Annotated in this window: 15 protein-coding genes and 1 riboswitch; of the genes, 8 read left to right on the top strand and 7 right to left on the bottom strand. The window is 67.3% G+C overall.

From position 1 onward, the window contains the following. The first annotated feature begins 9 nt into the window (after positions 1-9). Positions 10-1302: an MFS transporter gene (locus AZ34_RS09395; protein WP_035607420.1), complete on the top strand. Its 1293-nt coding sequence runs from the start codon at positions 10-12 to the stop codon at positions 1300-1302. A gap of 60 nt (positions 1303-1362) precedes the next feature. Here the strand turns inward: AZ34_RS09395 and AZ34_RS18290 are convergent, their stop codons facing one another. Beyond that, entirely contained in the window at positions 1363-1674 is a 312-nt protein-coding gene (locus AZ34_RS18290; RefSeq protein ID WP_035607422.1) for a DUF4389 domain-containing protein, read from the bottom strand. A gap of 83 nt (positions 1675-1757) precedes the next feature. Here AZ34_RS18290 and AZ34_RS18295 point away from each other — a divergent pair, with 83 nt between their 5' ends. Together AZ34_RS18295 and AZ34_RS09410 are read left to right on the top strand one after the other, a co-directional pair. Continuing rightward, complete coding sequence (locus AZ34_RS18295) at positions 1758-2087, top strand: hypothetical protein (protein WP_035607424.1); 330 nt, start codon at positions 1758-1760, stop codon at positions 2085-2087. A gap of 122 nt (positions 2088-2209) precedes the next feature. After that, a complete protein-coding gene (locus tag AZ34_RS09410; protein WP_035607426.1) occupies positions 2210-2662 on the top strand; it encodes a DUF2721 domain-containing protein in 453 nt (150 codons plus the stop codon). A 26-nt stretch (positions 2663-2688) separates the two neighbouring features. Here AZ34_RS09410 and AZ34_RS09415 read toward each other — a convergent pair whose 3' ends face one another. From AZ34_RS09415 to AZ34_RS09430, 4 genes are read right to left on the bottom strand one after another with little or no spacing between them, the layout of a single operon-like run. Further along, on the bottom strand, positions 2689-4710 hold the full coding sequence (locus tag AZ34_RS09415) for an AsmA family protein (protein ID WP_035607429.1): 2022 nt from the start codon (positions 4708-4710) through the stop codon (positions 2689-2691). Between the two features lie 46 nt (positions 4711-4756). After that, positions 4757-5380, bottom strand: a complete 624-nt coding sequence (locus tag AZ34_RS09420) for a chromate transporter (protein WP_035607432.1) — start codon at positions 5378-5380, stop codon at positions 4757-4759. Beyond that, entirely contained in the window at positions 5377-6015 is a 639-nt protein-coding gene (locus AZ34_RS09425; protein WP_051509654.1) for a chromate transporter, read from the bottom strand. Before AZ34_RS09425 ends, AZ34_RS09420 begins: the two co-directional genes overlap by 4 nt. Beyond that, entirely contained in the window at positions 6008-7612 is a 1605-nt protein-coding gene (locus tag AZ34_RS09430) for an EAL domain-containing protein (protein ID WP_081767152.1), read from the bottom strand. Before AZ34_RS09430 ends, AZ34_RS09425 begins: the two co-directional genes overlap by 8 nt. Before the next feature lie 110 nt (positions 7613-7722). On the opposite strand from AZ34_RS09430, the gene AZ34_RS17595 reads away from it, so the two are divergent. Further along, a complete protein-coding gene (locus tag AZ34_RS17595; RefSeq protein WP_051509656.1) occupies positions 7723-10779 on the top strand; it encodes an EAL domain-containing protein in 3057 nt (1018 codons plus the stop codon). 167 nt (positions 10780-10946) lie between these two features. Continuing rightward, positions 10947-13322 (top strand): YgiQ family radical SAM protein, encoded by a 2376-nt coding sequence (locus tag AZ34_RS09440; protein WP_035607435.1) that lies wholly within the window; start codon positions 10947-10949, stop codon positions 13320-13322. A gap of 88 nt (positions 13323-13410) precedes the next feature. On the opposite strand, the gene AZ34_RS09445 is transcribed toward AZ34_RS09440, so the two are convergent. Both AZ34_RS09445 and pobA read right to left on the bottom strand, forming a co-directional pair. Next, positions 13411-13872 carry an Lrp/AsnC family transcriptional regulator gene (locus AZ34_RS09445; RefSeq protein ID WP_035611339.1) on the bottom strand — a complete coding sequence of 154 codons (462 nt, stop codon included), beginning with the start codon at positions 13870-13872 and terminating at the stop codon, positions 13411-13413. A 222-nt stretch (positions 13873-14094) separates the two neighbouring features. Continuing rightward, complete coding sequence (gene pobA, locus AZ34_RS09450) at positions 14095-15303, bottom strand: 4-hydroxybenzoate 3-monooxygenase (protein ID WP_035607441.1); 1209 nt, start codon at positions 15301-15303, stop codon at positions 14095-14097. A gap of 241 nt (positions 15304-15544) precedes the next feature. On the opposite strand from pobA, the gene AZ34_RS09455 reads away from it, so the two are divergent. From AZ34_RS09455 to AZ34_RS09465, 3 genes are all read left to right on the top strand, one after another. Then, entirely contained in the window at positions 15545-16318 is a 774-nt protein-coding gene (locus AZ34_RS09455) for an IclR family transcriptional regulator domain-containing protein (protein ID WP_035607443.1), read from the top strand. 35 nt (positions 16319-16353) lie between these two features. Beyond that, entirely contained in the window at positions 16354-19314 is a 2961-nt protein-coding gene (locus tag AZ34_RS09460; RefSeq protein ID WP_155831767.1) for a hypothetical protein, read from the top strand. A gap of 80 nt (positions 19315-19394) precedes the next feature. Beyond that, positions 19395-19479: riboswitch (cyclic di-GMP riboswitch) on the top strand. Between the two features lie 197 nt (positions 19480-19676). Then, complete coding sequence (locus AZ34_RS09465) at positions 19677-21344, top strand: ShlB/FhaC/HecB family hemolysin secretion/activation protein (RefSeq protein ID WP_155831768.1); 1668 nt, start codon at positions 19677-19679, stop codon at positions 21342-21344. The last annotated feature ends 79 nt before the right edge of the window (positions 21345-21423 follow it).

Raw genomic sequence — 21423 nt, forward strand, 5'->3', positions numbered from 1 at the left:
GCTGTGTCCATGACGCAGCAGGCAAACCAGGACTCAATCCCACAACCCGCCTCGACCGTAGTCCCGGCCCGCATCCTGCCGGTGATCGTGCTGTCGCAGTTCGCCGCCACCTCGCTCTGGTTCGCCGTCAACGCGGTCATGCCTGACCTGCAGCATGCGTGGGCCTGGCCGGCGGAGGCCGTGGGCCGCCTGACCTCGGCCGTGCAACTGGGTTTTGTCGCGGGCACCTTGGTGTTTGCCTTGCTGATGGTGGCCGACCGGTTTTCGCCTTCGCGGGTGTTCATGGTCTGTGCCTTGGTGGGTGCGCTCGTGAACGCTGCCACGCTCTGGGTGGACGGGAATCTGTCGTTGCTGTTGGTTCTGCGCTTCGCGGTGGGTTTTCTGCTGGCAGGGATCTATCCCGTGGGCATGAAGATCGCAGCCAGCTGGTACCGCGAGGGCCTGGGCGGGGCCATGGGCGTGCTGATCGGGGCGCTGATTCTCGGCACGGCCTTGCCGCACGGCTTGCGCGCGCTGGCGGCCGCGACTCAGGGCACCGGGGGCGAGGGCGCGTGGGCGAACCTGCTCGCGGCCTGTGGGCTGGCGCCTTGGCAGGCCGTGGTGCTCGGGGTGTCGCTGCTCGCGGCCCTGGGCGGATTGCTGACGGCCTGGCTGGTGCCTGACAGCCCCTGGCAGCAACGTTCGGCGCAGGCGAAAGGCGCCGCCGTCGCACACAGCGCGGGCGGTCTTCGGCTCGCTTCGCTGGCCCTGATCTGGCAGGACCGACGCCTGCGGGCTTCGGTCTTCGGCTACTTCGGTCACATGTGGGAGATCTACACCTGCTTCGTGCTGGTGCCGCTCATCGTCGGCCTGCGTTTCGCGGGCGCGGCGCAAAGCGCCTGGTCCTTCGCCATCATCGGCGCGGGCTTCATCGGTTGCGCGGGCGGGGGATGGCTGGCGCGCCAGCGAGGCAGCGCGCGGGTGGCCCAGGTGCAGTTGGCGGTCAGCGCGGCCTGCTGCCTGGTCGCGCCGCTGATGCTGCACGCGCCCGATGTCGTGTTCCTGGGTTGGCTGCTTCTGTGGGGGGTGACGGTGTCCGGGGACTCGCCGCAGTTCTCGGCCTTGACGGCGCGCAACGCGCCCCAGGCGGCGGTGGGCAGCGTGCTGACCTTGGTCAACTGCATCGGCTTCGTGATCTCGGTGCTCAGCATCGAGCTGTTCACCTCGGCCTTGCCGCACCTGGCCCTGGGTCTGCTGCTGCCCCTGCTGGGGGTCGGCCCCTTGATCGGCCTGTGGATGTTCCGGCCGCTGCTGCGTGCCTAAGAGGGGGCCACGTGGCGGCGGCGTGACCGTGAGCCGGCGCGGTCGCCACCCGGCCCGTCCTCAATCGGCGTCAGGCCAGTCGCTGAACGGAAACGGCGCCTCGTCGCGAGCGAAGCTCAAGTAGTGCGCGATCTGACGCAGGTAGTGTCCCAATGCGCGGCCGAAGTGGCGCAGGCGTTCGTTGGGCGCGTCGCTGGCGATGCTGAGCAGCAACTGCACCAGGGCCAGCGCGAAAAGCACGGTGGCAGCCAGGTAAAAGGCCATGCCCATCAGCACCATGACGATGGCGCGCAGGCCCAGCTGGCGTTTCTTGCTGGGACCGGCGGGGGGGGTGGCGTTGTCCGGGCTGGGCGGGGTGTTGGGTTCGCTCAAGGTCCATGCTCCTATGACGGTGGGATGCGCACTGTACCTAAAGCAGGAAGCCTCCCGTGCCTTAAGCTCACGCCATGAAGGATATGAACCGACCCTACTCCGTCCGCCTCTACGACCCCCAGGGCGAGGGTGATGCGCAAGGCAGCAGGGTGCGCGAGCAGGCGCAGCGTCGCTTCGCCCAGGTACTGGAAGACCATCTCGGTGACGCCGAGCTGGTGCTGCCCGTGCACGCCGCCTACTTGCGCATTGCGCAGGCTTATGGCGATCCGCCGAATCTGGAGGCGTTGACCGACGCCGAGCGCGAAATCGCTCAGCAATGGCTGCTCGCCGAAAGTGCCGCCCTGGAGGCCGTGTTCGGGCCACTGCGTGGCATGAGCGAGAGTTTTTATGAAATCCGACCCACCGGCTCTTGAACTGCACTGGCAACATTCCATGCTTGGCGCTGCCGGTGCAAAACCCCTCTGGCGCGCTCTCTGGGCAGTCTTGGGGAATCTTCTCGCTCGATCGGCGCCATGGTCCACCCGATAATCCGCCCATGGCTCTTTTCACCGATACCTCCACCGTCACCCACGGCATCCAGCTCGCCGTCGCGCCGGTTTTCCTGCTCACCGCCGTGGCCGGCATGATCGGCGCGGTGGCCGGTCGGCTGGCCCGCATCATCGACCGGGGCCGCACCCTGGACGAGAAACTGCGCGTCAATGCCGAACCCGCACTGGCACCCTACTGGGTCCAGGAACTGGCCGCGCTACGGCAGCGCGGCCTGCTGGCCAACACCACCATCGGCTTGCTGACCTTGTGCGCCTTCGTGATCGGCCTGACCATCGTGCTGCTCTTCCTGGGCGAGACCACGGCTTTCAAGATCGACCATTACGCGATCTACGGCTTTCTGGCGGGCGTGCTCTGTTTCATGGCCGCGCTGGGCTGTTTCTTCGCCGAGACCCTGCTGGCCGCTCGGGTGCTCAAGTTCCGGCAGCTCGGCGACGACTGAGCTGCCATGCCGGTCTGCGCAATCCCTCAGTCCCGGGTCTTGGCCGGGGGCAGCAGGCCGCGCAGCTTGTCCAGCGTGTCCCGCTTCCAACCGCGCAGCCGCTGGCGCAATGCGGGCGTGGGAGCAATATCGGCATAGGTGATGCGCCACTGCAGGTCGTCAAAGGGGCCGCTCAGGCGCACCGGTATGGTCAGTCCCTGCAAGCCATCCAGCGCCGGTTGCGGGCCGGAGGGCGCCGGCTGCAGGGTGGCGGGTGCGATCGTCATGCGCAGCGTGTAATCGAGTCGGTTCTCGGCCAGCCAGGCGGTGCCACCGCCGCCGACCCGCAAGGTCGGGGCCTCCAGGGAGAGATCCTGGTTGCGCGCCACGCCGTTCTCGATCTCGAAGCTCGCGCGCAGCCGATCGAAGGGGGTGCGCCAACGCGCGGCCTCCTCCGTGCCTTGGGGCTTGCGCAAGGGGTGGGCCTTCCCGATTTCGCCCAGCCCCGCGCGCAATAGCTCGGCGAGGCTCAGACCGACCGAGCCGTTTTGCAGCTGAAGCCCCAGCTTGCCGTTCAGTTGACGCTTGAGCGCCTGGGCCGTGCCCCCACCGCTGCGCAGATCCAGTGCGATGTGGCCCCGACCTTCCAGCCCGTCGATGGCCAGCGCGTCGCGCAGCAAGGGGCCGATGCGCACATCCCGCAGGTCCAGCTTGGCCGCGACGAAGGTGGTGAGAGGGGTCGAACGGGGTGCCTGGGCTGCGTCGGCATCGAGGTGGATGCGCAGCGCGCCATGCACGCCACCGTCGTAGAGCGAGGCGGTCAGGGGGTTGAGGTCGATGCTGTGGCGCTTGCGCCCTTGGCTGTCCTGCAAGGGTATGTCCTGGGCGCGCGCCTGCAGGCGCAGATGGCTCAGCCGCACATCCTTGAACTTGAGCGCGGCCACGCGCAGCGTGCCCTGAAGATCGAGGCGGTCCAGTCCCAGCTCATGCAGCCAGCGCAGGGGTGTACGGTCCGGGGCGCGCAGGGGCTGGCTGGGGGCCACAGCATCGCTCATGGTCCAGACTCGGGCTGCGGTCACCTGGGATGTCTGCCGGTCTGGCGCTTGGGACGCGGCGCCGCCTTGCCAGGCAGCCGTCTGCTGGACCACTTGGCTCAGGGGGCGGGCCAGGTAATGGTCGAGGTCGAGCGAGCCCAGGGCCAGGTCGAAGCGCAGCACCGGCGAGGCATCGGCGCGGCTGGCGTCGAGCGCGAACGTGGTCTGGTCGAAAACGCCTTGCAACACCAGGCGCAAGGCCCCGCGCAGGCCGGGGGCGCGCCCCTGCATCGCCGAGGGTGTGGGCGGCGCGAGACCGATCTGTCCTTGCAGACTCAGTGACACGGCCTGGCCGGTGGCGTCCAGCAGAGTGGCTTCCAGGCTCAGCGCATGGGTCAGGGCCGGGGCTTGATGTGGGTCGACACTGCCCGGTGCGGGTGCGGGTGCGGGTGCGGGTGCGGGTGCGGGTGCGGAGTTGGGCAGGGCCGGCGTCGGCGCCGCGTTGCGGGTGCCGCTCATGCCAGTTTGGTTTGGCGAGGCGGGTTCGGTGATGGGGTTCAGATTCAGTGTCAGCGAGGGCAGGGCGTAGCGGCGGTCTGGGGCCGGCCAGAGGCTGAGGCCGTCGATCCGGGCGTCACGCACCTGCGTGGTTCCGCGCAGCAGTGCCCACGCGTCGAGGCTCAGGTGCATGCTCTGGGCGACGGCCACGCGTCGCGCGGGTGCGCCGGTCTGACCCTCGTCAGCGGGCGCTTCGAGCAGCAGTGGCCCCCAGGCCAGACCCAGGCGGGGACTGAAGGTCAGTTTGGGCGGCGCGCTCGGCGTCAGCAGGTAGCCGGTGCGGGCGCGCACCAGCTCAACGAGTTGCCGTGACTGGGTCTGCGGATTGAAATGCACCGCGATCCACGCGATGCCCGCCAGCAGCACGAACAGCGGCACCAGCGCCGACAGCAGCAGGGGGCCCAGCAGGCGACGTAGCGCGGGTGGCCAACGGCGGGGTGACGTGGACGACGAGGGGGAAGAAGCGGTCTCGGCCATGCCGGCATTGTCGCCGCGTCATGGATGTCACCGACACAAGCTGGCCTCAGCCGAGCCAGACACCCAGGACCGCGCCCGTGCCCAGCAGCCACAACAGGTGCAGGCGGGTACGCCAGACCAGCAATGCGGTGGCCACCGTCAGCAGCCAGAAGGGCCAGGCCGCAATCGCGGCCGAGGCCAGGTCAGCGGAAGCGCCCGCCTGCGTGCTGGCCAGGATCCAGCCCGTGGAAATCAGCAGCGCCACCACCAAGGGCGCCAGCCCCTGCTTGAAGGCGCGCACGCCGCGCCGCTCGCGGTTCGCATGGCTCCAGCGCGCCGTCAGATAGACCAGGGTGGAACTGGGCAGCAGCACAGCCGCGAGGCAGGTGCATGCGCCCAGCAGCGCCCAGCCGAGGGACGGCCCCCCGGCGCCGTTGTTCAGCCCGACGTTCCAGCCCAGCAAGGCGATGAAGAGCACGTTGGGGCCGGGCGCGGCCTGGGCGATGGCGATGGAGGCGTTGAACTGGGCCTCGCTCAGCCAGCCCTGCCGGGTGACCAGGTAGCGGTGCATGTCCGGCGTGGTGGTGATGGCCCCGCCCACGGCCAGCAGGGAGAGCAGGGCGAAATGCAGCGTCAGCTGCAGCCAGTCCGTCAGGCCCAGGGAGAGCACAGGTTCAGCGAGGGCGCTCATGGCGCGCTTCCCGTCGAGGCCGGCGCTGGTGCGGACCGCTCGCGTCGAGCCAGGCGCACCCAAGCCCAGGTCCAGGCCAGGCCGCCGAGCCCCAGCAACACCCAAAGCAGAGGCCAGCGCAGCCAGGCGATGGCGACGAAACAGGCCAGGCCCAGCAACAGACACTGGGCTGGGTGCAGCGGATTGTTTTTGAGCGCCACGATCAGTTTCAGGCCGGTACCTATGACCAGACCGGCCGCCACCGCGCCCATGCCGCGCAGCGCGCCGGCCACGGCGGCTTGGTCGGCATGTTGCGTGTACAGCCAGGCCAGGCTCAGCAGCACCAGCAGTGGCGCGCTCAGCATGCCGGCCAGGGCCGACAGCGCGCCCCGCACGCCGAAGTGGCGCGCGCCCAGCATCAGGGAAAGATTGACCAGATTGGGGCCAGGCATGATCTGGGCCACGGCCCATTCCTCGACGAACTGCGTGTTGGTCATCCAGCGCTTGCGTTCCACCAGTTCACGTTGCGCCACCGCCGCCACGCCCCCAAAGCCCTGCAGGGCCAACACGGTAAAGGAGAGAAACAGATCCGCGCAGGAGCGTGGCGCCACCGTGCCGCTGGGCTCCGGATTGGGACGCATCGTGGTTTCAGGCATGGTCGGTTCCGGGCATCAACCCACGGCCCCGAGGTGCCCAGGCCCGGCCCTGGGTGCGCAGCAAGTCCAGCAGTGCTTCCAGCGGCATGGGCTTGCCATAGAGCCAGCCTTGCGCGTACTGGACGCCGCGTTCGCGCAGGTAGTCCGCCTGCGTCTCGGTCTCAACCCCTTCTGCGATCAACAGCAGCCTCAGGGTCTTGGCCATGTCGATGATGTGGGGCAATACCAGGCTGGCCGCGGCCTGCGCGTCGATGGCGTCCACGAAGGACTTGTCGATCTTCAGGATGTCCAGTTCCAGGCCGGCCAGCACCGACAGGCTGGAATGCCCGGTGCCAAAGTCGTCCACCGCCACCTGCACACCGTGGTCGTGCAGGCGCGCGATCTGTTTGGCCGCAGCCCGGGCGTCGGTGACGTTGCGTTCGGTGATTTCCACGACCAGGCTGCCCGCTGGCGCCTGCATCTCGCGCAGGCGCCGCAGCAACTGCGTGACCGAACCATCGTGCTCCAGGTCCTGCGCGGAGAAATTGATGCCGAGGTGAAAACCCGGCTGCTGCGCCAGCAACATGGGCAGGTCCCGCACGGCCTGGTCGATGACGTAGTCCGTGATGGCGCGGATGAGGCCACTGCGTTCGGCGACAGGGATGAACAGGTCGGGCGACATGGGCGTGCCCTCGGGTCGGCGCCAGCGCAGCAGGGCCTCGGCACCGATGCAGCGTCCGGTCTGGAGGTCCACCAGGGGTTGGTAATGCAGGTGGAACTCGCGGCGTTTCAGGCCCAGACGGATTTCAGCTGGCAGGCTCAGGCGCTGGCGTGTGGCCAGGGCCACGGCAGCCACCAGCAGCAAGCCCGCAACCGCCCCCAGCGGCAGCAGGATCAGGGCTTGCTCCTGGGTGCGTGTACCCAGGCCCGTGCGCGGGATCGCCACCAGCGCAGTCAGATTGTTCTCGGGCGAGTGACGCAGCACCAGCAGGTGGTCGGCCAGCTCCAGGTAAGGGGCGGTCACCGTCGAGGTGCGTGCGAGCGGGGTCGGATCGTAGGGTCCGCGCGACTGGATCACCATCGGCGGGCTGCCCAGCAGCACCGCCACGGTCGTGTCGGGGTCACGCAAGGCCAGATCAAAGACGAGGTCGGGTTGCAGCGCCACCACCCAGCCTTCGCGCTCGTAGAGATTGAGGTGCAGGCCGGGTGCGTAGGGCAACACCACGTCACGCCAGAGCCGCACGCCGCTGGACACGCGGCCGTCGCTAGGGCCCAAGGCAATGCCTTGCCTGTACAGGCCCATGGAGGAACACATCAAACGCCCATCACGCGCCGCGCCCACGTCCTTCAGGTAACTCAAACCCATGCTCAATTCGCGCATCAGACTGAGCGTGGTCTCCGAGCAGGCGTTGCGTCGGGCAGGGCCCAGGGTATCCAAGGCGAGGTAAATCTGTTGCCGCGCGGCGATGGCGCGACGCAGCAATTCATCGGCCACCGTGCCGGCATAACTCAACTCCACGCGCAGCGCCTCGCGTGAGGCCCAGTGCAGGGCGGCGGCGATCGGCACCGTCAAGGCGGTGAAACCCAGCACACAGGCGAGGATCAACGATTTGCGCATGAAGTCGATGGTATGTACGAGGTAATCTTACCCGCGTGATGACGCCTGGCGGCAACGCTGGGATTCGCGCAAACCCTGGAACGATGCTTGCTATGCTGTAATCAAAAACCATGTTGCGCATCGCTTCCCGTTCCGTCGCACGTCGGGGTTCCGTCACGCGTCAGCTGTCCTGGACCATGGGCGGACTGATCGTCGCGCTGCTGCTGGTGCTGGTGGCTCTGGGGTATGCCGCGATGAGTTGGGCGGCCTCGCGGCTGGCCCCCATCCTGGCGCGACAAACCGCCGAGCTGCGGGCCGAGGCGGGCGCGGCGATCTTCCAGCAGGCCCAGAACAGTGTGCTGCGACTGCAGGAAGAACTGCTGCTGCGACTGGAACAGCAGGACCTGGAGCAGGCCCGGCGGCGCTTCGATGTCTTGTTCGCCCCGGGCTGGGACGGCCTATGGCGCTTGCGTCCGCAATGGGTGGACACGGAGAGCGCCCCCACCATGTACCTGCGCGCCGGCCCGCGCGGGCCCAGCGATTCCGTGCGCCTGCGCGCCGTCGTGAGCTACCAACTGTTGCGCGAGCAGGGTCCCGCGCTGGCGCCGCCGTTTTTCTCCGCGTACATGGATTTCGTCGAGGACGGACTGATGGTCTACGCGCGGGGCCGGGACTGGGGTGGCGCGGCACAGGTCGACGCCAGCAATGCCCAGTACCCGACCATGATTGGCTCGCGGCCCGAGAACAACCCGAAGCGCATGCTGTTCTGGACGCCCGTGTATTTTGATCAGCAGGCCCAGTCCTGGCTGGTTTCCGTCATCCAGCCGCTGGACTGGCGCGGCGCCTGGGTGGGCACGGTGGGCCATGACATCGCGGTCCAGACCCTGCTGGACGCGGTGCGTGCCCGCAGTGCCGAGGGCGGGTTGCAGATGATCCTGAGCGCCGACGGCCAGCTCATCGCCCACCCGGACCTGCAGAACCCCATCGTGCAGGCCGAGGGGCAATTGGCCATCCAGCAGTCCGGTGATCCCCTGCTGGTCAAGGTGCATGCCCTGATCGCCGCCGAGGAGGCGCGATCTGGCCAAAGCAGCGGCGCGCGGCGCATTGGCGCAACCCAGGGCGAGAACGGCCACGAGGCCTACTGGGTGGCCTGGTCCCGCATCAAGGGGCCGGATTGGCGCTGGGTGCAGCTCTTGCCACAGTCGCAGGTGGACCAGGTCCTGCGCTGGGGCGCGACCCTGGCCTTTCTGATCGGTTTGTTGGGCCTGCTCCCCGCCCTGTGGGTGATGCGCGTGCTGATCCGCCGCATCGTCAGCCGGCCGCTGCAGCGCCTGACGGTGGCGGTGGATGAGCTGGGGCAGGGTCACATGCCCGCACCGATCGCCATGAGCGGTTCCGATGAACTCGGGCGGTTGGCGCGAGCCTTCGACGGCATGGTGCTGGAGTTGCGCGCGGGCGAGTCCGCGCGGCGCCGTTACCTGACACGGTTGGAGGAAGAACACGCGCGCCTGCTCGCGCTGCTGGGTGCGATGGACCTGGGCATCCTGTTCGTGACGGCGGACAACCAGATCCAGTATTGCAACGGAACCTTTTTGCGCATCTGGCAGATGGACGAAAGCGCCAATCTGGTGGGGCGGCCCGCAGGCGAGGTGCTGAGCGACTCGGCGGTGGAGATCATGCAGCCCACGCATTTCTCCAGCCATCTGCACGAGCTTCTGGGCACGCGCGAGGCCTCGGCCAGCTATGAAATCGCCACGGGCGACGGTCGTGTCATCGTGCAGACTGCCTACCCGGTGCGCGACGCCGAGGGCCGTTTCATCGGCCAGCTCTGGATCCACGAGGACGTGACGCGCGAGCGCCAGACGGCCGAACAGCTGGTCTACCTGGCCGAGCGCGACGCCTTGACGGGGCTCTACAACCGCCGCCGTTTCGAGGACGAACTCGGGCGCTTCATCCAGGAGTCGCAGCGACGTCATCGCCAGGGCGCGCTGCTGTTCTTCGACCTGGACGAGTTCAAGCACATCAACGACACCTTCGGCCACCGGGCCGGCGACGCCGTGTTGATCCGCGTGGCCTCGGAAGTCGGTGCGTTGACACGGCGCAATGAACTCCTGTGCCGGCTGGGTGGCGATGAATTCGCCGTGCTGATGCCCGACGCCCGCCAGGAGGAGGCCGAGCACCTGGCCGAGCGCATCGTGCGCGCCATCGCGTTGATTCCCTTCCGCATCGACGGGCAGAACCTGCGCCTCACCTCCAGCCTGGGCATCGCCTTGTACACCCAGGGGTCGGTCAGCGCCGAAGAACTGGTGGCCCATGCCGACACCGCCATGTACCAGGCCAAGGAAAGCGGCAAGAACGGCTGGAAGCTCTACCTTCCCGGGCGCGACACCTCGCGCAAGATGATCACGCGCCTGGGCTGGAACGACCGCATCGCCCGCGCGCTCGAGCAGGGCCTGTTTCGCCTGCATTACCAGGGCGTCTACCACGCGGGGGATGGCGCAGTTTCCCATTTGGAGGCGCTGATCCGCATGGTGGACCAGGACGACAGCACCCAGCTCATCATGCCGGGGCAATTCATCCCCTATGCAGAGAAGAGCGGCAAGATCGTGGACATCGACCGCTGGGTGGTCCGCGCCAGCATCGAGCAGCTCGCGGCCAATCCCGCCATGCCGCCGCTGGCCGTGAACATCTCCGGCCGTTCCTTCGACCAGGCGAGCTTTCCGCACTACATCGCCGAGATGCTGACCATGCACGGCGTGGCGCCCGAGCGCCTGCTGGTGGAGTTGACGGAAACCTCGGCGGTGTCTGACCTGCAGGACGCCGAATGCTTCATCGAAGCCTTGCGCCAGACGGGCTGCCAGACCTGTCTGGACGACTTCGGCGCGGGTTTTGCCTCCTTCGCCTACCTCAAGCACCTCAAGGTGGACCTGCTCAAGATCGACGGCCTGTTCATCCGTGACCTGCCCAAGGATGGGGACAACCAGGTCTTCGTGCGCGCCATCGTGGACGTGGCCCGAGCTTTGGGCAAGCGCACGGTGGCCGAATTCGTGGAGGACGCGCAAACGCTGGCCATGGTGCGCACCCTGGGCGTGGACCTGGTGCAGGGCTATCACCTGGATCGGCCCCGGGCGGACCATCCGGCCTTGGCCCCCGTGTCGCAATCGCATCCCGCCTCTGATCCGGCCTGAGGAGGTCGGGAGTGGCGTGCATGCGCCCTGGTGTCATGTAGCGCTGGCCTGATGGCTTGGACGCGTGACCTGGCGGGGCTTCGGGCGTGTCCGCACGCAAGTCCAGCACAAATCCAGGACAATCGGGGGTTCAGTCCGTTCCTTTCCGGACGGCCGACCGCATTCTCATGTCCTCCTTCCCCGACGTTTCCTTTTTCCCCCGCGCCGCCAAGTCGCTGACCAGCTACCGGCCCTACTGGGCCAGGCGCTTCGGCACGGCGCCTTTCCTGCCCATGAGCCGCACCGAGATGGAGCGCCTGGGCTGGGACAGCTGCGACGTGATCCTGGTGACCGGGGACGCCTACGTGGACCATCCGAGCTTTGGCATGGCCGTGGTGGGCCGCGTGCTGGAAGCCCAGGGCTTCCGCGTGGGCATCATCGCCCAGCCCGACTGGCAGAGCGCCGAGCCCTTCAAGGCGTTGGGCAAGCCCAATCTGTTCTGGGGCGTGACAGCGGGCAACATGGATTCCATGATCAACCGCTACACGGCGGACCGCAAGATCCGCAGCGACGACGCCTACACCCCGGGCGACGTGGGCGGCAAACGGCCCGACCGCGCAGCCATCGTCTACAGCCAGCGCTGCCGCGAGGCCTACCCCGAGGTGCCCATCGTGCTCGGCGGCATCGAAGGTTCGCTGCGCCGCATCGCGCACTACGATTACTGGAGCGACAAGGTGCGCCGCAGCATCGTGGTGGACAGCAAGTGCGATCTGCTGCTCTACGGCAACGCCGAGCGTGCCCTGGTCGAGGTGGCGCACCGCATCGCCGCCAAGGTGCCGGTGCAGGACATCACCGACGTGCGCGGCACGGCCTTTGTGCGGCGCGAGAGCCCGCCGGGTGACGACCCCTGGTTCGAGATCGACTCCACCGAGGTGGACACGCCCGGCCATGTGGAGGAGCACATCAACCCGTACATGACCACGTCCGAGCAGGCCGCGGCCCAGGGGCAGAGTTGCAGCAAGGAAGAAGGCGAGAAGGCGGGGAGTGAAGTCGCGGTCCTGCCGGCCGTGCAGCCCATCACCTTCATGGCCAACCCGGCCTTGCAGGGCCGGGGCAGCATCAAGCGCCTGCCGCGCGAGCGCACCGTGATCCGCCTGCCCAGCTTCGAGCAGGTCAAGTCCGACCCGGTGCTCTACGCCCATGCCAACCGGGTGCTGCACCTGGAAACCAACCCGGGCAATGCGCGCGCGCTGGTGCAGGCGCATGGCGAGGGAACCACGGCACGCGACGTCTGGATCAACCCTCCGCCCATCCCGCTCACCACGGCGGAGATGGACTACGTGTTTGGTTTGCATTACGCGCGCAGCCCGCACCCGAGCTATGCGGACGAGAACGGCAGTCATGATGGCGCGACCAAGATCCCGGCCTGGGAGATGATCCGCTTCAGCGTCAACATCATGCGCGGCTGCTTCGGCGGCTGCACCTTCTGCAGCATCACCGAGCACGAGGGGCGCATCATCCAGAGCCGCTCGGAGGATTCGATCATCCAGGAGGTCGAGGACATCCGCGACAAGGTCAAGGGCTTCACCGGGGTCATCAGCGACCTGGGCGGTCCGACCGCCAACATGTACCGCATCGGCTGCAAGTCACCCGAGATCGAGGCGGCCTGCCGCAAGCCCAGCTGCGTCTATCCGGGCATCTGCCAGAACCTCAACACGGACCACAGCGCGCTGATCAAGATTTACCGCCGCGCGCGCGCGCTCAAGGGCGTGAAGAAGATCCTGATCGGCTCGGGCCTGCGCTATGACCTGGCGGTCAAGAGCCCCGAGTACGTGAAGGAACTGGTGCAGCACCATGTGGGCGGCTACCTCAAGATCGCACCCGAGCACACCGAAGGCGGCCCCTTGTCCAAGATGATGAAGCCGGGCATCGGCAGCTATGACCGCTTCAAGCAGATGTTCGAGAAGTACAGCGAGGAGGCGGGCAAGAAGCAGTACCTGATTCCCTACTTCATCGCCGCGCATCCGGGCACCAGCGACGAGGACATGATGAACCTCGCGATCTGGCTCAAGAAGAACGGCTTTCGCGCCGACCAGGTGCAGACCTTCTACCCCAGCCCCATGGCCACGGCCACGACCATGTACCACACGGGTCTGAACAGCCTCAAGGGCATTCACCGCGACGACCGTGCCGAAAGCGTGGACATCGTGCGCGGCGAGAAGCGCCGCCGCCTGCACAAGGCCTTCCTGCGCTACCACGATCCGAACAACTGGCCGCTGCTGCGCGAGGCGCTCAAGGCCATGGGCCGCGCCGACCTGATCGGCAATGGCAAGCAGCACCTGATACCGACTTGGCAGCCCATGACGGACGGTGGCTACCAGAGCGCGCGGCGCAAGAACAGCACGCCGCCGGGCAAGACGACTGCCACGGCGCGGGTCATGGGGTCCGCTGCGGGTGCACCCAGGTCTGCAGCGACGCCACCGCCCAAAGGCCGCCTGCTGACCCAGCACACGGGCCTGCCGCCGCGTGAGACTGGGGCCCCGCGCAAGGGTCGGCGCGGCTGACCCTGCTGCCTAGCCACCTGTGAACGTGGTGGCGTCAAGGGCGTGAGGGAGCGCTGAAAAAAGATGGCGTGCCAGGAGTCGCCCTGGCTCAGCTCACATAGTCCAGCGGAAGGGTGGTGGTGAACTTCAGTTCTTCCATCGCGAAACTGCTGCGCACGTCGCTCAGCGCCACGGAACGGATCAGGCGTTGGTACACCGCGTCATAGGCGTTGATGTCAGGCACCACGACGCGCAGCAGGTAGTCCACGGCGCCGCTCATGCGGTAGAACTCCAGCACTTCCGGGATCTGGCGCACAGCGTCGCGGAATTGTTCAAACCAGGCTGGGTCGTGCTGACTGGCCTTGACCGAGACAAACACCGTGACACCCAGATTGAGCTTGCCGCGGTCCGCCAGCGCGACATGGCGCGTGATGTAACCGCGCTCGCGCAGGGCCTGCACCCGCCGCCAGCAGGGGGAGGTGGAGAGGTTGACGGCTTCCGCCAGCGTGGCCAGCGGGGTTTCCGCGTTCTCCTGCAGCAGGGCCAAGAGCCTGCGGTCGATGGCGTCCAGTTTCTTGCTCATCGACAAATTATGGGATGGATGGCCCCTGATCCAGGCCGATGTAAGCAAGTCAAAACGGTTCGTCGCAACGCCCTTTGACGCAGATCAAACCGCCGGGGGCGTCCTTCACAGGTCTGGGCGAGCCCGCAGGGCCGGAGCACCCCAGGCATCCTCCTCGGGCATGGTGCAAACCCTGGGGGCGCTTGCCGTCAGGGTGCGGCCTGCGGGGTTTCAGGCGCCGAAATCCAGCGGCAGGCCGACGTAGTTCTCGGCCACGGAGCGGGCGCCCGTTTCGGAATGGACGATGTAGTCCAGCTCGGCTTCCTGCAGCTTCTGGCCGATTTCGCCGTTCTCGGGAAAGCGGTGCATCAGACTGGTGAACCACCACGAGAAACGCTCGGCGCGCCAGATGCGCTTGAGGCAGCGCTCGGAATAGTGGTCGATGCCGGCTTCGCTTCTGTCCTGGTAGAACTCGATCAGCGCGGCGCTCAGGTACTTCACGTCGGTGGCGGCGAGGTTCAGGCCCTTGGCCCCGGTGGGCGGCACGATGTGGCCTGCGTCACCCGCGAGGAAGAGGCGGCCGAAGCGCAGCGGCTCGGTGACGAAGCTGCGCAGCGGGGCGATGCTTTTCTCGATGCTGGGGCCGGTGACCAGATGTTCACGGGCCTCGGGGTCCAGGCGGCGCTTCAGCTCGTCCCAGAAAGCCTGATCGCTCCATTGCTCCACCTTGTCCGTCAGCGGCACCTGCAGGTAATACCGGCTGCGCGTGGTGCTGCGCTGCGAGCACAGCGCGAAACCACGTTCGCTGTTCACGTAGATCAATTCGTGGTGCACGGGCGGGGTGTCTGACAGCACGCCCAGCCAGCCGAAGTTGTAGACCTTCTCGTACTCGCGGATGGCCGATGCGGAGGCACTTTTCTTCACCGTCTCGCGGCTGACCCCGTGGAAACCGTCGCAGCCGGCGATGAAGTCGCACTGCAGTTCATGCGTCTTGCCTTCCTTCTCGAAGGTCACCCGGGGCTTGTTCGTACCGAAGTCGTGAATGGCGACGTTGGCGGCTTCGTAGATGGTCGTCAGGCCGGCTTGCTTGCGCGCGTCCATCAGGTCGCGCGTCACCTCGGTCTGGCCGTAGACCATGACGTTCTGGCCGCCAGTGAGCTTGTTCATGTCGATGCGGTGGCGACGGCCCTGGAACAGCATGTCAAAGCCGCCATGCACCAGGCCTTCCTTGTGCATGCGCGTGCCGACGCCGATCTCGTCCATCAGGTCCATGGTGACCTGCTCCAGCACGCCGGCGCGGATGCGGCCCAGCACGTAGTCGCCGCTCTGGCGTTCGAGGATGACGGCGTCGATGCCGGCCTTGTGCAGCAGCGCGCCCAGCAGCAGGCCGGACGGGCCGGCGCCGATGATGGCGACTTGGGTACGGGTGGGGTAGCTCATGCGGGTCTCCTGTTCGTTTGCTTGATCGTGCGAGGCGGTGGGCTGAAAGCTCCGCGAATCTCCCCCGCCAAGGCTTGCGCCTTGTCTCCTCCTTTATTTCGCTGCGCTTCCAACCCGCCGCCTCAGTGTCTCTGTAGCGTAGCGGCGCGCGACTGCGGAAGCACGCAGGGTGGCTGAGCTTTGCGCGACAATCGCCACCACTGCGCGATGATCGCGCAAGGAATGCATGAAGGAGCCGTCGATGATCGCCAAGGCCGATTTGATCGAAGGCGTGGCCAAGGGCCTGGCCGTGCTGGAGAGTTTCGACACCGAGCGCCAGCGCCTCAACGCCACGCTGGCCGCGCAGCGCGCCGGCATCACCCGCGCCGCCGCGCGGCGACACCTGCTCACCCTGGCCCACCTGGGTTACCTGGAGAGCGACGGTTCCTGGTTCTGGCTGGCCAGCAAGGTGCTGCGCTTTTCAGGCAGCTACTTGGCGTCGTCGCGCCTGCCCCGCGTGCTGCAGGCGCCGCTGGAGCGGCTGGCCCTGCGCACGGGTGAATCCTTCTCGGCCGTGGTGCTGGGCGGGGACGAGGTGGTCATCGTCGCGCGCAGCAGTCCGGTGCACGCCGGCGCGCCGTCCACCGTGCTGCCGTATGGCCTGCACCTGGGCGCGCGCCTGCCGGCCCACGCCACGTCGACAGGCAAGGTGCTGCTGGCCGCCTTGCCCAAGCCGGAGTTCAGCGCCTGGCTCCAGGGCCGGCCACTGGCCCGGCTGACCGCCTACACCTTGAGCGATGCGCGCGCCCTGCGCGCCGTGATCGAACGCGCGCGCAAGGAAGACTATTGCCTCAGTAGCGAGGAACACGAACTCGGCGTGCACGCCCTGGCCGTGCCCTTGCGCGACAACCAGGGCCGGACCGTGGCCGCGCTCAACGTGGTGGCCGAGACCACGCGCCTGTCGGCAGAGGAACTGAAGCGCGATTTGCTACCCTTGCTCTGGGAAACGGCGGCGGCGGTGCGTCCGCTGTTGTGAGTCGTTCGTCAGAGGGAGTCAGAGAGAACATGCGCATGAAGAACCTCCTGGGCAGGCTCGGCCTGGTTTTGCTGCTGTGCGGCACCACGGGCGGGGCGCTGGCGCAAAGCCCCGACCCCAGGGTCGAGTGGCAGTCAGCCGACAGCGCCAACTTCCGCGTCCATTACCGCGCCGTGCAGCGTGCCCAAGCCGAAGCCGTGGCTCGCGCGGCTGAGCGGGCCTATCCGCGCGTGACCGAGGCCCTGCAGTGGCGCTTGCGTGGGCGCACCGAGATCCTCGTGCTCAGCGAGACCGACCTGGCCAACGGCTACGCCACGCCGTTGCCCTACAGCCTGATTGCCGTGATGCTGGCCCCACCCGACGAAGGCGAACTGCTGGAGAACAGCGCTTGGCTGGACCTGCTGCTGGTGCACGAGCTGACCCACGCCGTGCACCTGGACAAGGTGCGGGGCGTGCCCAAGTTGGGGCAGCGTATCTTCGGCAACATGCCGCTCTTCATTCCGAACCTGTTCAATCCGTCCTGGGTGCTGGAAGGGCTGGCGGTGCAGGTGGAGAGCAGTCCGCCCGGCGCCTCTGGCGTGCAGGGCCAGGGCGATGGCCTCTGGTCCGGGCAGGGGCGCCTGCATTCCCCAGCTTACGAAACCTGGCTGCGCGCCGAGCGCGATCGGGGTTTCATCAGCCTGCTTGAACTCAACGCCAATGGCCGCGCGCTGCCGCTGTCCAAGCAGTACCTCTACGGGGCCTATTTCTACGATTTCCTGGTGCGGCGTTATGGGGCCGATGCGCCGCAACGCTGGGTCACGCGCTACAGCGGCAATTTTCTCTTCTGGCCGCGTCTGGATAGCAATCCCGTGGCCATCACCGGCAAGCCCCTGGATTTTCTTTGGGAGGAATTCCTGGCCGACCTCGCGGCACAGGTGGACACACGCGCCGCCGCCATCCGGCGCCAGCCCGAGGTGATGGGCTCGGTCTTGACCGAGCCGTTGTTGCGCATTCCTTCGGTCACCATGCAGGCGGACGGATCGCTGCTGGCCGTGCTGGACGATGGCCTGGGCCGGCCGCAACTGACGCGCTTCGCGGCGGATGGCCAGCGCAGCGATCTGGCCGAGGTCAACGCCCTGGCGCGTGTCACGACGGCGCCCGATGGCCGTGTGCTTGTCGCCCAGCCCGATCTGTGTGATGCCTGGACGCTGGCTTACGACCTCTACGTCTTGCGCGACGGGGGCCTGCGGCAACTCACCGATTGCGCACGCCTGCGCCGTGCCGTGTTCGCGGGGCAGGGCGTGTTGGCCGGCATCGTGGCCTTGAAGCACGAGGCGGGCGCCACGCGCCTGATCTGGCTGGATGCGCAGGGCAAGCAAGAAAGGTTGCTCTACGCGCCGCCTGCGGGCGTGGACCTGAGCGATCTGGCCGCCGATGGAGACCGCGTCAGCGTCGTCGCGCATCAGGGGGCCGATTGGCGCATCCTGCAGTTCGACCTGGCGCAGCCGCAGGCCGCACCGCGCACCCTGCTGCGCCGCGACCGGCCCATCCACGGCCTGGCGCAGGACCGCGAGGGGCTGACCATGGTGTTGGCCGAGGACGGCGTGCCCAATGTCTGGCGCTTGGAAGGCGCACGCCTGTGGCGCCTGAGCCATGCCTACACCGGTGTCACGGCCCAGAGCGGACGCGCCGCCGATGGCAGCCTGGGCCTGGTGGCCGTGGCTCAGGGCGGTTACACACTGCGGCGCATGACCGAGGCCCAAGCCTTGCAGAGCGTCATGGTGGATGTGGGTGAAGCGCCGCCTTGGGTCACAACGTCAGCCCCCGCCTCAGCTCAGCTGGGCGCGTCGCTCGCTGCGCAGGGCCGGGTGGCCGGTGGGCGCGAGCCGAACCCACAAGCCTTGAACGATGGGGACCTGGGCGCCCCCCGTTCCTACGCCGCCTGGCGCTCCATGTACCCGCGTTGGTGGTGGCCCGTCCTCTCGTCTGACCATGGCCTCGTCACCTTCGGCGCGCAGACCGATGGCGCCGACGCCCTGGGCTGGCACCAGTACGCCGCGATGCTGGCGGCGGAAACCACGCAGCAGGAGACCGTGGGCAGCCTCGAATACCTGTATCGGGGCCGGCATCACCTGGCGCTGAGCCGCTGGGTCGAGGCGCGCGCCTGGACGGGGAGCAGCAACGACCCGGAAACCACGGCCTACAAACGCGAGACCCACGCGCAATGGCTGAGCAGGGCCTTGTGGCCCACTTTGGAGCGGCGCTTCAGCCTGGGCCTGGGCGCCGCGCTGGAGCGCAGCGAATGGGTGGACGTGGAGAGCGAGAGCGTGCGGCGTATGGAAGACACCCGCCTCGCAGCCGCTGTGATGGACTACGACAGCCTGGGTGCCAGCTGGTACAGCGAGGGTGCGAACCGGGGCGTATATGCCCGGCTGCTCTACGAAAGTTATGCGCCCTTCAAAGGCGAGGATGGTGACGACCTGCCCCGTGACGCGGACTACAACGGCGGCATGCTGCGCGCCGACCTGCGTGGTTTCCTGCCCCTGGGCCGCAGCGTGCTGGGCCTGCGTTACACCGAGGCCCGCGCCCAGGGACGGACAGAGCCCTTTCAACTCGGCGGCGCGACGGACGAGAACCTGCAACTTGGCATCCAGCTCGGCAACCGTACGCTCGCTCTGCGTGGCTACGGCAGTGATGAGCCCGAACTGCAAGGCGCCAACGCCCGCGTGGCCAGCCTCGAATGGCGCACGCCCCTGGCCGACATCGACCGACATCTCATGGCACCCGCCGTGGGCATCAACCGCCTCTCGGCCAGCGTGTTCTATGACGTAGGTGGTGCCTGGGGCCGGGACGAGGACGCGCCTGCGCGCTACTGGCGCGGCGTGGGCGTGGAGTTGTTGGGGGAGGTGAAGCTGCTGTACGTGCTTGGGCTCCAGCTGCGCTTGGGGGTGGCCCAGGGGCTGGATGGGCCGCAGGAGACGCACGGCTATCTGACGGTGGGGCGGGCGTTCTGAAAAAAAGAAACAACTCCTTACCTTGCAAAATATGCACCCCAGGGTTTGCCATGGTGCGTTCGTTAAGATCGCTTCCCATTCATAAGGCAAGGCACACCTGAGCGAAAGCCAGGGTCGCAAAGCTACCGGTCTACGTCCAGGCGACATGACAGCGGGGTTGCCAGGCTGCGGGCACACAGGGCCTCCGGTTCACCGGCCCTGGGCAGCTTGTGCGGGATGCGCGCGGCGTGTCCCGTGTACTCCTTTCCTGTCCTCCGGTGTTCCTTGCGCCAACAAGGCTGGCCTTGGCGTGTGACCGCATCCTGAAAGGTTGCGGGCGCGCGCCTTAGGAGCCGGGAGCTGCAAAGGGCGTGGTGAAGCGCATGGCAAGAGGGTGGCGGGTACTGTTGTTGGTTCTGTGGGCCTGGGGTTGCTGGGCGGTGCGCGCGCAAGCCCTGGACCAGGCCGCCCAGGACGAATGGCTGCGCCGCCAGCAGCGCGAGGCCCAGGAGCAGCAGCGTCGCGAGCAGCGGCCGGATTTCCGCTTTGATCTGCCTGAGCCCCAGGCATCTCCCGACGCGGCAGCACAGGCTGAAGACTTCTGCTTCCAGCTTGATCACATCCGCCTGGAAGGTGAAGTGCCTTCGGGTTTCGGCTGGCTGCAAGACGAACTGCGCGCGTGGCAAGGCCGTTGCCTGGGCCAGCAGGGCCTGGCGCAGTTGCTGAAGAACCTCAATGGCAGCCTGCTCGCGCGCGGTTTTGTCACGTCGCGCCTGGCCTTCCCCGAGCAGGACCTCAAGAGCGGCACCCTGGTGTTGCATTTCTTCCCTGGTTACCTGAACCAGATCCGCCTGCCCCAGGACTACCGGGGCAGTTGGCGCACCGCTTTTCCCGCCCGTCACGGTGATGTGCTCAATCTGCGTGACCTGGAGCAGGGCCTGGAACAGATGAAGCGCCTGGCCTCGCAGGACGTGCAGATGCAGATCAAGCCGTCCGAGCAGGAAGGCTACAGCGATGTGGAGGTGTCCGTCACCACCACGCGGCCCTGGAGTCTCAGTGTCACCCTGGACGACAGCGGCGGGGATGCCACGGGCAAGAACCAGTGGGCGGCCCAGGCGGGCTGGAACAACCCGCTGGGCCTGCAGGACCAGATTCAGTTGGGCTGGAACCGGTCTTCCGATTACGACGCCCAGCAGGGCACCCGTAGCCACAACGTCTACTACGGTATTCCCTGGGGCTACTGGCTGGTCGAGGCCAGCTACAACACATTCAGCTACCACCAGCAGGTGGAAGGCGACGTGCTCGAATTCATGAGCAGCGGGGACGGCTATGACGTCCAGCTCGACGCGACCCGCACCGTGCTGCGCGACAACCGGGTCAAGACGGACCTGTTCGTCGGCCTGGGCGTGCGTCGTCGCCACAGCTACATCGAGGACGCCGAGATCATGGTGCAGCAGCGCCGCCTGTCCCAGTTGCAACTGGGCGTGCGCCATCGCCACTACCTGGATGCCGGCAGTGTCAACCTCTCGCTCACAGGAAAGCAGGGCCTGCGCATCTTCAATGCCGAATCCGGCCTGGACGGCCCCGATGCGCCGGGCCCGACCTACCGCCTGGTGCAGGCCTCCGCCGGGCTCAACCAGTCGTTTCCCTCGCTGCGCCAGCCGGTCTGGCTGTCCTCCCAGAACCGCGTGCAGTGGAGCGACAAGCCGCTCTACAGCCTGGATTGGTTCAGTGTCGGCGGCCGCCACACCGTGCGCGGTTTCAGCGGTGAGAACAGCCTGGGCGGCCAACGCGGCTGGCTCAGCCGCAACGAGCTGGGCCACACCTGGTGGCGCGGGCATGACGTTTTTGTCGCCATCGATGTCGGAGGTGTCTCCGGCCTGGGCACGGAGTCTTACGACGGCCGCTGGCTGGCCGGTGGCGCCGTGGGGTGGCGGGGACGCCAAGGACCATTGCAATACGAAGCCTTCGTGGCGCATGGCTTGCACGCGCCGGCTTCATTCAAGGACGAAGGCCTGACGGGAGGCTTTGCACTGACATGGCACATCTGAACATGCACAAGGGGAAGAACATGACGCAAGAACTGCACATGGGTCGTCGCGATGAGGCGCGCGTGGATCGCCGCCTGGG

The sequence above is a fragment of the Hylemonella gracilis str. Niagara R genome (assembly GCF_000600295.1).
Lineage (GTDB): Bacteria > Pseudomonadota > Gammaproteobacteria > Burkholderiales > Burkholderiaceae_C > Hylemonella > Hylemonella gracilis_A.